The sequence below is a fragment of the Paenibacillus sp. FSL R7-269 genome (genome assembly GCF_000517865.1).
Taxonomy (GTDB): domain Bacteria; phylum Bacillota; class Bacilli; order Paenibacillales; family Paenibacillaceae; genus Paenibacillus_AQ.
On record NZ_ASPS01000046.1, the window covers coordinates 21,543 to 33,714 of the forward strand.

At 53.4% G+C, this 12,172-nt stretch carries 12 protein-coding genes; 2 read left to right on the plus strand and 10 right to left on the minus strand.

Annotated features, from left to right (window positions below; genetic code table 11):
• The 3 genes from C162_RS20030 to C162_RS20040 all read right to left on the minus strand — a co-directional run bounded on the left by C162_RS20030 (position 1) and on the right by C162_RS20040 (position 3,128).
• Positions 1–783 (minus strand): SAF domain-containing protein, encoded by a 783-nt coding sequence (locus tag C162_RS20030; RefSeq protein WP_036696939.1) that lies wholly within the window; start codon positions 781–783, stop codon positions 1–3.
• Between the two features lie 275 nt (positions 784–1,058).
• On the minus strand, positions 1,059–1,955 hold the full coding sequence (purU, locus tag C162_RS20035; RefSeq protein ID WP_036696941.1) for a formyltetrahydrofolate deformylase: 897 nt from the start codon (positions 1,953–1,955) through the stop codon (positions 1,059–1,061).
• 45 nt (positions 1,956–2,000) lie between these two features.
• Positions 2,001–3,128: a deoxyribonuclease IV gene (locus tag C162_RS20040; RefSeq protein WP_036696942.1), complete on the minus strand. Its 1,128-nt coding sequence runs from the start codon at positions 3,126–3,128 to the stop codon at positions 2,001–2,003.
• 171 nt (positions 3,129–3,299) lie between these two features.
• On the opposite strand from C162_RS20040, the gene C162_RS20045 reads away from it, so the two are divergent.
• Both C162_RS20045 and C162_RS20050 read left to right on the plus strand, forming a co-directional pair.
• Positions 3,300–3,764, plus strand: a complete 465-nt coding sequence (locus tag C162_RS20045) for a DUF2621 family protein (RefSeq protein ID WP_036697093.1) — start codon at positions 3,300–3,302, stop codon at positions 3,762–3,764.
• A 22-nt stretch (positions 3,765–3,786) separates the two neighbouring features.
• The gene (locus tag C162_RS20050; RefSeq protein WP_036696943.1) at positions 3,787–4,689 is read left to right on the plus strand and encodes a TIGR01777 family oxidoreductase; all 903 of its coding nucleotides are present in this window, start codon (positions 3,787–3,789) and stop codon (positions 4,687–4,689) included.
• A gap of 42 nt (positions 4,690–4,731) precedes the next feature.
• On the opposite strand, the gene C162_RS20055 is transcribed toward C162_RS20050, so the two are convergent.
• From C162_RS20055 to C162_RS20085, 7 genes are all read right to left on the minus strand, one after another.
• The gene (locus tag C162_RS20055; protein ID WP_036696944.1) at positions 4,732–6,444 is read right to left on the minus strand and encodes a DUF6382 domain-containing protein; all 1,713 of its coding nucleotides are present in this window, start codon (positions 6,442–6,444) and stop codon (positions 4,732–4,734) included.
• A 39-nt stretch (positions 6,445–6,483) separates the two neighbouring features.
• On the minus strand, positions 6,484–6,993 hold the full coding sequence (locus C162_RS20060; protein ID WP_036696947.1) for an A24 family peptidase: 510 nt from the start codon (positions 6,991–6,993) through the stop codon (positions 6,484–6,486).
• Positions 6,994–7,018: 25 nt separating this feature from the next.
• Entirely contained in the window at positions 7,019–8,020 is a 1,002-nt protein-coding gene (locus tag C162_RS20065; protein WP_036696950.1) for a TadE/TadG family type IV pilus assembly protein, read from the minus strand.
• Between the two features lie 14 nt (positions 8,021–8,034).
• Entirely contained in the window at positions 8,035–10,281 is a 2,247-nt protein-coding gene (locus tag C162_RS20070) for a hypothetical protein (RefSeq protein WP_051493760.1), read from the minus strand.
• Positions 10,282–10,423: 142 nt separating this feature from the next.
• Positions 10,424–11,089, minus strand: coding sequence for a TadE/TadG family type IV pilus assembly protein (locus C162_RS20075; protein WP_036696952.1), 666 nt, complete (start codon positions 11,087–11,089; stop codon positions 10,424–10,426).
• Positions 11,086–11,274: a Flp1 family type IVb pilin gene (locus C162_RS20080; protein WP_036696953.1), complete on the minus strand. Its 189-nt coding sequence runs from the start codon at positions 11,272–11,274 to the stop codon at positions 11,086–11,088. The genes C162_RS20075 and C162_RS20080 overlap by 4 nt, the downstream gene beginning before the upstream one ends.
• Before the next feature lie 13 nt (positions 11,275–11,287).
• Positions 11,288–12,160 carry a type II secretion system F family protein gene (locus C162_RS20085; RefSeq protein WP_036696955.1) on the minus strand — a complete coding sequence of 291 codons (873 nt, stop codon included), beginning with the start codon at positions 12,158–12,160 and terminating at the stop codon, positions 11,288–11,290.
• Positions 12,161–12,172: the final 12 nt, after the last annotated feature.

Consider the following 12,172-nt stretch of genomic DNA (forward strand, 5'->3'; position numbering starts at 1 on the left):
CTACTCCACCCGAACAATCCATAGCTTCTTGCCCTGTTCGAGATAAGCTCCCAGTAGCTCACCATCGCTCTTCTTCAGCTTCAGCTCCGGGGCCGCCACCTTCCCGGTGGAAGTAAAGCGGTTATTGTTGTTGCCGTTCTCCGAGTCGAGTACATCGTTGTTATCTTCCGTACGGACATAGTTTACAGTCACTCCGCTTAAAAATACTTTGCGCGCAGGGATTTCTGGCGGAATCTCTGCTTCCAGCAGGGAAGAAGAGTCTGCGGCCTTTCCCCCTCCGGGAGTAGTTACAGGTGCAGCAGCAGCCGGACTGTATCCCCTGCTTTCTTTTGCGGGTGAGTCTCCTTCGACCAGATAGATATCTACCTTATCCCTGCTGCGGAGAGAACCGTTGATGGCATAGATGGCGTCTTTGGGAATCGGAAAAATCCCCTCGTCCTGCTGTGGCTCCAGCTCGCTTACATCCACCAGCGACTCGGTCAGAATGCTGCCATCCGTCAGATTGACATTCGTAATCTTCTGCTCCACCTGCTCCAGACTACGGACGACCCCTGCCGGGATGTCTTTGGTCTGTACGGAATCCAGGTAGAGATTCTCTTCTGTCAGCTCATGATTCTTCGGCAGGAAGCCCCCGCCATCCACCTTGATTTTGACAACGGTCTGTGACAGTACATAAGGCTTGAAGTACAGATCATAGCCGAGCAGTCCGCCGAAGCCGATGAGCAGGATGAGTCCAGCGAAGAAATAATTGCGTTTTAATAGACGTCCGCGCTTTGTTGACAAGCCCTTTACCCCCTTTGAATGTGATTTCTGCACATAGCAAAATACATCTTGGCGCTTATGTCCAAAATGCCGGCAAAATGCTTTTTTACCTTAGTGGTTGAGAAGTGTATTAGATTATCCTTGTGAGGTAGTGAAGCCTGAGGCTGCGGGAAGCTCCCGCTGAAGATGAATGCCGGTAAAAGCCAGGCCAGAACGATGTTCTATATCCCCTGCGTTACGCAGGGTTGCTGACTTTTACCGGAGTGGTTGTCACGTTGACTGCAAGACTCTGCTGATTAATTAAATACTACTGTTTTGTTGTGATGCACGAGAATTCTATCCTCAATATGCCATTTGACAGCACGGGCCAGAACCACCCGCTCAATGGTACGTCCAATGCGCTTCAGCTCATTCACATCATCGCTGTGGCTAACCCGCTGCACGTCCTGCTCGATAATTGGCCCGCCGTCCAGCTCCTCGGTCACGTAATGGGCAGTTGCCCCGATGATCTTGACTCCGCGCTGATAGGCCTGGGCGTAAGGCTTACCGCCGACGAAGGCGGGCAGGAATGAATGATGGATATTGATGATCCGGTGCCGGTAATGCTCGATGAATGAAGGGGAGATAATCTGCATGTACCGGGCCAGTATAATCACATCGATATCCTCACCGATAACCTCCAGTTGACGCGCTTCAGCTTCAGCCTTCGTCTCTGCGGTAACCGGAATATGATGGAACGGAATGCCGAAGGATTCGACATAAGCCTGCATATCGGTGTGGTTGCTAACCACAAGCGCGATATCTGCATCCAGGTCGCCCGCCTGCCACTGCCAGAGCAGCTCCACCAGACAATGGTCCTCCTTGGAGACAAAGATCGCCAGCCGCTTCTTATGGCTTACCTTGAAGATCTGCCAGTTCATCTTGAAGCGCTCGGCAACACCGCCGAAGATAGTACGTACCTCCTCCAGCCGCTCATCCAGCTTAGGCAGGTCAAATTCTACTCTCATGAAGAACATTCCACCGTCCGGGTCCATCGTATATTGGTCCGACTGCACGATGTTCGCCCCGTGTTGATACAAGAAATGTGATACCGCCGCTACAATCCCCGGTCCGTCAGGACAAGATATGAGCATACGTGCCCGGTCGGGATAAGGTCTGCCTGTTGAATGCTCTCTCTTCACATGTAATTCCATAGTTCTCCGTTCATCCTCTCATCTGCTTGCGTTATCTATGCGGGTCTATGCCTTCACGAGCAGCTGTTTGCCTGCAAGCCAGGCGATCAGCCGGTGATTAACGGCTTCCTCACTAAGCTGAGGGAACAATCCGGCAGCTATGACTTGATCATAGAGACGTTCCAGCGGTTCACGGGGGTCTGCTTTTTTGGCCTTGGCGTCATTCTTCAGCAGTTCCCACACATCCAGCACATAACGGCGGGAATCCAGCTCCTGCTTGGCAAAAAAGGTATGCAGCTCTTCCAGCTCCTGCAGGAATTCCGCACCGAAGCGCTCAGCGACATTACCGCGCAGCAGGGCGATTTCTACTTCATACATGGGACGGAGCTTCTTGGCATCCTTGCCGATCCAGGGTGTCTCCAGAATAAACGGCAGACCTGCGAGTGCTTCATGCCGGACTACATTGTTAATCGTCTCGAACCCCAGGTAGCCGGAGCCAATCGGTGTATGACGGTCTTTGCCCGCTCCGCGCGGGTTCTTGCTGTCATTAAGATGGATCACGCCGAGGCGCTCCAGGCCGATCGTATCATCGAATTTCTTCAGCACCCCATCCAGATCGTTCACGATATCGTATCCTGCATCATGAATATGACAGGTGTCAAGACAGATCGATAGCCGCTGATTAAATTCGACCTTATCTATAATAGAGGCGAGCTCCTCGAAGGTGCGGCCGATCTCTGTGCCTTTACCAGCCATCGTCTCCAGTGCGATATGCACATCAGTCTCATTCGTACCGCCCAGCACCTCATTCAGGCCGTCTGCAATACGCTGAATGCCATAATCAGCATCCTTATCAGTAAATGCACCCGGATGCAGGACAATATGCTTGACCTCAAGCGCATGGGTCCGGCGGATCTCCTCCTGCAGGAAATCTACTGCCAGCTGGTAGGTATTCTCCTTGTAGGAGCCCAGATTAATAATGTAAGGAGCATGAACCACAATCTCTCCGACACCATTCTCCCGCATCTTCTGCTTGCCTTCCTCGGGGAACATCGCCTCAATCGGCTTCCGGCGCGTATTTTGCGGCGCTCCCGTATATATCATAAACGAGGTAGATCCGTACTCATTTGCTTCATTGGCCGCGCTCAGGAGACCCTTGTCCGCGCAGGACACATGTGAACCTATTTTCAGCATGCCTATTTCCCTCTTTCCTTCACGAATTAACCCTTATTCTACCGTGATCGGAAGAATAAATCTAGGCAAGCCCCGGAAGCCCGCTTCCGCTTCGCAAACTTAAGGAAATGCGCTATACTCAAGAGGAGCAAAAGGAAAGTGACAATCATCATTGTCAAAGGCGGTGTATTCATGCATTTCCATTTACCCTCAAGCTTATTGTCTACGTCTCCAAGCAACTGGTTTATGAACTCCATCGCATTTTGGACCTTTTTACTGCTGGGCAGCATGTGCATCGGCGGCTATTTTATGTTCCGCAAATTTTTGAAGGTGCTGCCCAAGGCTGACGGCAAGTCTAAGCTGGACTGGCAGAACTACTGGGTGGAACGCAGCCGTCCGCTGTGGAGCGACGAGATGAAGTCTTTTCTGGACCAGCTTGTACAGCCGGTGCCCAGCCCGTTCCGCGACATTGCCAAGCACTCTATCGCTGCTGAGATCGGCAAGCTGGCTGTAGAGAGCCATGCAACGGAGGTTACCCGTGAGCACTGTATCCAAGGGTACATTATTGCCACGCCCCGGCGTGACAACAAGTTCCTGATCACCTTCCTGGAGAAGAACGGCATCGACTACGCGCCTTACAAGCATCTGGTCAAATAAAGCATATTAAGGAGCTAGCCCTATGAAATATATCATTTGCGGAGGCAGCGGATTCATCGGCAGCGAGCTTACCGAATATTGGCTGCACAGCGGACATCAGATCATCAGTGTCGGCCGCAAGAACCCCAGGAACAAGCTGGAACATCCGGGACTTAGCTATCTCACCTGGGACAGCCTGGCATCCAATCCTGAAGCTGCAGAAGGCGCAGATGCAATGATTAATCTTGCAGGAGCTTCGCTAAGTCAGCGCTGGACCCCTAAGGGGAAACAGGCGATTATGGAATCGCGTCTTGAAACCGTTGTCGCTGCAGGAAAGCTGCTGAATTCACTCCAGCATAAGCCAAGCGTGATCATCCAGTCCTCAGCAATCGCCATTTATGGTACATCCGTGCAGGATACCTATACCGAAGCTTCCGGGACCCGGGTTGTCGATTTTCCTTCCGAGGTGGTCAAGACCTGGGAGGAGGCTGCAGATGAAGCCTATGCCGGTATCCGGCTGATCAAGCTGCGCACTGGGGTAGTGCTTGGCAATGAGAGCGGTGCTTTCCCCAAAATGAAGCTGCCTTATTCGCTTGGCTTCGGCGGCAAAATCGGCACCGGTAAGCAGTGGATGTCCTGGATTCACCTTACAGACATTGTGCGCCTGATCGAATTCTGCATTCTTCAGCCTGAGATCGAGGGTCCCGTTAATGCCACAGCCCCACAGCCGGTCACTAATGAACAGTTCGGACGGATGATCGGCAAAGTCTACCATCGCCCGCATTGGTTCCCCCTTCCGGCGTTTCTGCTGAAAACCGCTGTAGGCGAGCTGTCAGAGATTCTGCTGGAAGGCCAGCGTGTGCTTCCTTCCAAAGCAATAAACCACGGCTTCACCTTCAACTATCCCACGTTACAGCCTGCACTGGAGCAACTGAAAAACCAGTAGGCTACTGCAAACGCACCATTCCATCTGCCCCATCTATCTCTGCTACGCTGTGCGAAAGGTGTAGGTACCCTTAACAATGGTGAACACGCTGCCTTCGGTCAGCGGATATTCTTTGTAGGGAACCATAGCTTCGCCTCCAAGCAGCGTTCCATTCCTGGAATCCAGATCCTTCAGAATGTAACTTCCTGAGGCTCTGGAGATTTCAGCATGGACCCGTGAAGCCCCTTCCGATTTCTCAATGTACTGAGCCACTTCAGAGGAGCGTCCAATAATGAAGCTGGGCCGGTTCAGCTCAATTCTCTCGGGAGCTCCCCCGTCATCCGGGTCACTTCTTTCCAGATAAGGCACTGTCCTTCCGGCCTGGGGAAGCCTGCTCTCTGTAGACTGAACGGGTTCCCGGGTCAGCAGCGCTGTAGCCATCGCCGCTTCCTTCTTCTGCGGACTACTGGCGGTCATTCCCGCCGGAGCCCGTTGTCTGCCAGCCGGTGCGGCTGTGAATCCGCTCTGCCCCGCATTTGCTTCCTGGTTCTGAGGAGTGTAGACCGGTACCGGAGAACGGTGCTGATCTACCGGATTCCTGCTGAAATCCCACTCCAGATCGCTTCTCAGCTTACGGTTCCGGGCTGTACTGTTATCATCCTCCGGCCTCTCCTCCAGAGCATCCCTCTCTTCCTCTGCTTCGCCCCAAGCCAGCCTTCCACTCCACACCAGCCAGCATGCAGCTGCAAGTATCAGAGTCACCGCAGCACAAACTGCCAGCCACAGTGCCCGGGGGGCATTCAGATAGAGAAACTTCCATAGTAAAGCATCACCCAATAATGCCCCCAGCAATATATAAGTCCTGTAAGAACTTTGCTTGTCCTCAGCCGGAACAGGTCTCATTGTTGTACCGTTTGCTGTCTGAGCCCCTGATAATCCATCCTGCCGCTTCAGCTGAGGCGTACTGCTCACCCAAGGCGTAGGATTAAGCATCGAACCGGAAGGCTGCGACTCCTTATCTCCATGTACATGGGAGAACGCTGCGGCCGCGGACCTCTCCCTTCCCGGTTCCTCGAGCCTGCGATCCGGAGGCTGCGCCCAGTCTATCCTCGTTCCTGACACGGCACCAGAAGTGCCTGTGCCAGCCATAGAACTTAGACGTGCAGGCTCCGTTTCTTCAACATGGCCCTTATGGGGTGTACCCTCCGTCAGCATTTCTGCGAGCAGCTCCTTCAGCCCAGCCGGACTAAAGACTTCTTCCCCGCAATATTGCAGCAGCCGTTGAAGCCCGTTACCCGATAACTCCCGGATGGCTCCCATGAAGACCATAATCAGCGATTTCAAGGCTTCTCCCGGCTTCGGTGCGGGATCTGTGAGTTCCAGCGGAATATAGGTCAGGAAGACCTTGCCGCTGCTGAGCGGACCTTCGATAAAGATAAAATCCTCATGGAGCGCATACTGCTCCGTACGCAGCATATACAGCTGCCCCTCCTCCATCCCGGCAGCGATCTGCAGCATCAGCCCGAAGAATTCCGTCATGCTCAGCTTCCCGCTTTTAAGCAGAGCTCCAAGCATTTTACGTCTTGCCACCGTGTATTCCAGTGTGACCTGCAGATCTATTTCTCTAAGCAGCAGCCGTAAATGATGTGGTATCCCGCTGGTCATCAGCATCCGGGCCTGCACCATATTCAGCTCTCCTGCGCTCAGCCCCCCGGATCTGCCCAGCAGCATCGTTATTCCATCCTGCTGGATGAAGTCACGTTCTAGTCCAAACAAGTCTCTTCACCTCCTAAGCTGTAATCGATAAGCTCCAAGTCAGAAATAAATATAAGCACAGATAAAGCCCGGGAATACGGCCAGCATAAAAGGAAACCGGAGCAGTTCTCCCTCCCGGCCCTTGGCCAGACTCATATTGCGAAGCAGCAGGAACCCGGCTGTTCTGCTAATCACGCTGCGCAGCCTGCGTCCTGTCTCCCTCCTGTAGAGAATGATGATCCAGCCTACGCCTGCCCCCAAGAGCACCGAATAGACCATGACCTGAAGCGAGAAAAGCACTCCTGTCCAAGCACCGATAGCCGCAAAGAGCTTCACATCACCAGCCCCCACCGCCCCGATAAAATACATAATCAGCAGGAGCAGGAAGCCTGCTCCGCTGCCGCAAAGTGAAAACAGCAATCCCTGCCAGCCATTGATAATCAACTGCAGGAGCAGTCCGCTAATCAGCGCAGGCAGTGTAATCCAGTTAGGAATTCTCATCCAGCGTATATCTGTGAATAATGCTGCTGTCAGGAACGGCAGGCAGCCCCATAACGCCCATTCCGTCATCCGTGCTCCTCTTTTCTCTATTCTTTTATTTTTTGACTACTGTAAAAGTCGCCTGAAGCGTAGATCCATCAGCCAGACTAACCACGAAGGGCCAGGTACCCGGCGTAGTATTCACGCCAATCTTCCATTCCCATTCGATGTACCCGTGCTCATCCGCCTGCTTCCAGCCCAGATACTTGGCAGTACTCTGGCCGCTCTTGTAAAAGATCGATAGATTGGCTGATGCCCCGGGAGGTACCTTCACCTTGATGATGCCCTGGTGATTCGCTACTCCCGGATTCGGCTTCTCCAGGATCATAATGGTCCCGGTCTCCTCAGCAGGCTCAGCCGGATTTCCTTCCCCGGAAGAATCGGTGTTTCCGACCCATAAGCGTTCAACTGCGCTGGCCTCCAGCACGATTTTTTCATTCAAGAACGGAATTCTCATTGGCAGCTCATAGCTGACTACCATACCGAAATACGGATGCGTCCCTTTTCTCAGATCGGGTACAGTGACATTGGATACATGAATCTTGCTATATTCAAGCAGGTCTGAGGACAGATACGGCCGCAGCATCGGCTTAAGCACCTGATCCAGCACGGCCTCGGATGCTCCCGCCTGCACCTTCTGCAGAGGCCCTTCTCCCTCCCGGACCACAGCCTTGACCCAGGATTCCATCGGCTGCGGAAGCTTCTCCACGTAGTCCTCACTCCACTCCGTTACCGACAGCCGTGGAATGCTCCAGATGCTGGAGGAGTCCGCATCATCTGAGTGCTCTCCCTCACCTGCTTCTTCGGTTTCAACTCCCCCGCCACCACCTTCCCCCTCCTGCTGCTGCATTGCCAGCGCTGCGGGATACATATGGGTTGAGATTATTTTGACAGTATCAGAAGCCGTACTCTGCAGCGCTGTCGAATACAAGGTCATTTGGATAATGAAGATGAGGAACAGGACAAATAACAGGAACACAGGCAGAATCAGTGCCGCCTCCACAACCATGCTGCCTTCATCCTTAGGGTTCAGCGATTTCCTCAGCCACCGCTTCATTCTACCGTCCCCCTTTAGTAAGAAAAGTCAGCCCCTGCTTGTCTGAAATACACTTTGCCCCGCACATCTCCTGGCAGTCCGGCACTGTAATTCACCAGCTTCACTACACCCGGCAGAAACCAAAGCTGCATGCCCATCGTGATTCGGGCAGAGGCATATGTATATTTCTCTACCGGATTGATACCGGTATTCAGGCGGATCAGCGCAAGCATCCGGGACAACTGTTCTTCCCCTCCCCCATGCAGCAGGAGGAACAGCCGAAGATAATCACGATAGCTGAGCTGTGCGGTCATGTATTTGGATAAGGGAATCTCCCCCTTGGTACAGAGCTGTATCATATCCTGGATAGCCTGCTCAATACCGTACAGCAGTGCGGCGGCCAGGACGACAAGCGGATTCCCCATACCGGCTTTCTCAATCAGGCCTTCCATCGTCCGCACAGCCAGCCGCAGAGCAAAGATCTCGCCATAAGCGGCGGCCACATTGCCTGCAGGATTATAGAATCCGTACAAAATATATTCCAGCTCTTGCGCCTGCGGCTTCAGTTGCTCTCCCAGCTGCTCACCGAACCCTTCAGCAGACCCGGAGGCCAGCGAGGTTAGCGCAGACAGATCGAAATGCCGGAAATACATCGCAGAGTACTCCGTCTGGTACAGCCGGTCTCTGGCTCCTGCCAGCACACTGCCCATAGCAGCATATATCCCATCCATATCTTTCATGGACGACTTGCCCGCAGCGTATTGATCACCAGTATTCACAGCAGCCCCCGGCTCCTGCTCCAGACCTTCGTTAAAGGCCACATTCTGCTGGTAGTATTGACGCAGACTACCGTACTGCTCCATCGCTTCATGTGCGCTGCTTCCCAGCGCGCGGATCTGATCCAGCAGCTTCATGGCATCGCCAAGCTTCTTCTTCGCCTGCCCTTCTATCTGCTTACGCTGGCTATCAGCAGTGCGGCGGCTCTCAATCTGTTCCGCTTCCTGCGTTATGACAGTACCGTGTTGCCCGTAACTGCTTATATAGCCGCGAACTGCCCGGGAAGCATTAAGAACACCTGCACTCATAAGAGAATAGTCGGCATACAACCCGGATGCTGTACTTAATGTAGCCGGCAAGCCGGAGACTGGCGGCTCCAAGGGAAGCGCAGTACCTCGCTGTATACCGATGTTATTGCCCATCCCGCTAAGCTCAGCCGGAGGAAGGATAAGTCCCTCCACCTGTGCTCTCAGCTTCTTCAGGGGCTCTGAGCTGAGCTCTCCGGCCGTGTCCGGAATGTCCCAGTTGCGGGCAGGATCATCCCCCGCAGCACTGGTATCCGCATCTGCCTGATCAATTACACTCTTCATCTGAAGGTTCAGCGCATTCACCTGCTCAAGTGCAGCCTCTGCTTCATCCAGCAGACGGCTGTTTTTCTCCTGGAAGTCAGCTAGCACTGCCGGTATCTTGCCTGTTATTTCACCAATCTGATACTGATACTGCGATAGCACTGCCGTGTACTTTGGCCATGTCTTGGGGGGACGGTAATAATCGTCATAATATTTATTGACATAATCCCCGTACATCGCCGGGATATCGGAGATTGCGGCCAAGGATGCAAGCGAACGCGCCGGAATACTGTCACCCGGAGGATTCATCAGAAGCTCCTGCAGGTTCTGTGCACTGTCAGCAGCTTCCTTGCGCTTCTTCAGCATAAGATCCAGCGCTTCCTCACGCTGATCATATAAGGGCTGCAAGTCACCCAGTATCTCTGTTGTCCGTGAAGCCTCCGTCATCGCCGCCGATAACGGCTTAAGCTTGCCTGCCAGCTCCAGGGCAAAATCAACCGGCGCTTTGTATTTCATCTCTTCTATAATCTGCCGCCGGAAGACCTCATAGGTGCCCAGCGGGCGGCTCCAGTCCAGCGAAGAGGAATCCACCATCACGGGCAGCAGGTTAAAAGCATCCCCCCGTCCGCTCTCGTACAGATTATCATTGAGCACCTTTGATAGCAGCTGATTACCGTCCCCGCCGCCGAAGGCGAACAAGCCGTAGTTCTCGCGCAGCTCAATGTCATATGCCGACATTACTGAGCGTATAGCGGCTCTCGCCAGACGTTCCTCCTGCACATTCACCGCCGCAATCCGTGCGTAATCGATCAGCACAGCATTAAAAAGAAATACAAACGCCAGCACCAAAATAAGAAAGACCGATACCGAACCCTCCGCTGAACGAAGACATCTGAATATATATCCGGCTGATCCTTTTCCCGCAGAACTGTTCATAGGATTACCTCCATATTCCAAGCTGCGGCTCCGGCGAAGCGGCTTGCTTAAGAACCTCCCGTGACTGAAAATACGCATTGGAACTTCCCCTTAACCTTTTTCTTGAACAACCCGGCCCAAGCTGCTACATCACCAGCCATCCTTAACGCAGCTTATCAAGCATGAGGGCTGCATGCTTTTTCTCCATGCCGCTGCCCTCCTTGCCGGCGGAGGAATGCTGTTTGAACTTCGACCCGTAGTAACGCATAAGATCTACTGTTCTTATGAATTCAACAGGCTCCGTAACGTAGGACCGGGCATACACCTCAGGCGCGGCTCTATCGGCCAGCAGATTGTCCAGAACAGGCAGATGTAGCGCCTTCTTCAGTTCCGTACTGATTCTGCGGCCAGTCAATCCGTAGACGTAGCTCATTTCTCCCTGTAATCCGGCAGGCACCATCTGTGATGACCGGCGCATCTTCACTACCGGCAGGGGCCCTCCTTCTTCAGCATTACCAGGCAGCGTAATGGCCGTACTGCCATTCTCTGCTCCTGAACCGAATAGCGAAGCCAACAGTCCATCCTCACCGATTCTCCAGTACAGCGGATCAACATTTCCGGTCTGGAATTCTCCGCTTACCGCCCGGTTACTATTCTCCCAGTTATAAGCAGCCCGCTCCGCAGTAGCTGAGGCAATCTGCAGCAGCATCGACTTCTGATAGCTGTACAGGGAGAAGAACAGCAGCACCATCGTAATCCCCATAAGCATCGGCAGCAGAAGTGAAGCCTCGATAGTGAAGCTCCCGTCATCCTCACGCAGCGGAATCACTCAAAGACTTCCTGACTCTTATCTCCGGCCGTGCCGATCAAATCCTTAACCACCTTCACAATCTCCTCACGGAATACCAGAACGACCGCAATCAGTACAGCGATGATCAGAATCATCTCCAGCGTCCCCAGCCCCTCCTCATCTTTCCAAAAGCTTTTTGCTCCTTCTGCCATCTGTGTTAACATACGCCTCTACCTCCTACATTTTTAACATCATAATCGCCGGTGTTCCCACCAGCACAATCACAATCAAGAAGATAACCACCATCGGAAAAACCAGCTTCGACGATGCCTGTTCGCCGCGTATGCGGCTGATCGCCTTCCGCTTCTCCCAGAGCATTCGTGACAGATCCCGCAGTGACAGAACAAAGTCGGCCCCGCCTCTGCGGTAATTAAGCAGCACTGTAGTTGTGAAGATGGAGACCTCCTGCACGGCACAGCGCTTGCTGAAGTTCTCGAACGCCTGCTGGAAGGAGTAACCGCCGTCCCATTCAGCCGTCATCTTCATTAATTCAGCGTAGAGCGGATGGGTGCTGTCCCCTTGACGGCTGTTCACACAGCGGACAATCGCCCGCTGAACTGTCTCACCCGCGCCTACCAGCAGAACAATACTGTTCAGCAGCTCAGGAAGCTCCAGCATAATATTCTGCTCCCGTACACGTACCTTTTTGTGCAGATCGCTAACCATCGCCACCGGGAGTGCAACTGCCAAGAGCCCCCCGAGGATTATTCCCGCCTGCTCTCCCGTAAGCATTGTCAGTGCACTTCCGCCTGCGGCAAGCAGCCAGCTGTAGCTAAGCATCTCCCCCATGAACAGCAGGGTCCGTTCTGCACTGTAGCGCATACCATGGATCCGCTGTAGCGAACGTTGTATTCTGAACATCACGGAAGGGAGATAACTGGAAATTCTGGCCCTCTCTACAAGTAACAATAGAGGCTCTCCCAGCCGCCGCAGCCGCAGGCCTTCCATGGGCAGCTCCCGCAGAGCAGCATAACGGCTGCCGCATCTCATCCTCAGAATGAGCCAGCCTGCTGCGAGCAGAAGCAGAATCGCACCGCAGATCAATGACATCCCTTCACTCAC

Excerpts from the sequence above, each read along its gene's own strand:
- purU (WP_036696941.1), bottom strand. The coding sequence starts at position 1,955 with ATGGAATTACATGTGAAGAGAGAGCATTCAACAGGCAGACCTTATCCC.
- C162_RS20040 (WP_036696942.1), bottom strand. The coding sequence starts at position 3,128 with ATGCTGAAAATAGGTTCACATGTGTCCTGCGCGGACAAGGGTCTCCTG.
- C162_RS20045 (WP_036697093.1), top strand. The coding sequence starts at position 3,300 with ATGCATTTCCATTTACCCTCAAGCTTATTGTCTACGTCTCCAAGCAAC.
- C162_RS20050 (WP_036696943.1), top strand. The coding sequence starts at position 3,787 with ATGAAATATATCATTTGCGGAGGCAGCGGATTCATCGGCAGCGAGCTT.
- C162_RS20060 (WP_036696947.1), bottom strand. The coding sequence starts at position 6,993 with ATGACGGAATGGGCGTTATGGGGCTGCCTGCCGTTCCTGACAGCAGCA.
- C162_RS20065 (WP_036696950.1), bottom strand. The coding sequence starts at position 8,020 with ATGAAGCGGTGGCTGAGGAAATCGCTGAACCCTAAGGATGAAGGCAGC.
- C162_RS20070 (WP_051493760.1), bottom strand. The coding sequence starts at position 10,281 with ATGAACAGTTCTGCGGGAAAAGGATCAGCCGGATATATATTCAGATGT.
- C162_RS20080 (WP_036696953.1), bottom strand. The coding sequence starts at position 11,274 with ATGTTAACACAGATGGCAGAAGGAGCAAAAAGCTTTTGGAAAGATGAG.
- C162_RS20085 (WP_036696955.1), bottom strand. The coding sequence starts at position 12,160 with ATGTCATTGATCTGCGGTGCGATTCTGCTTCTGCTCGCAGCAGGCTGG.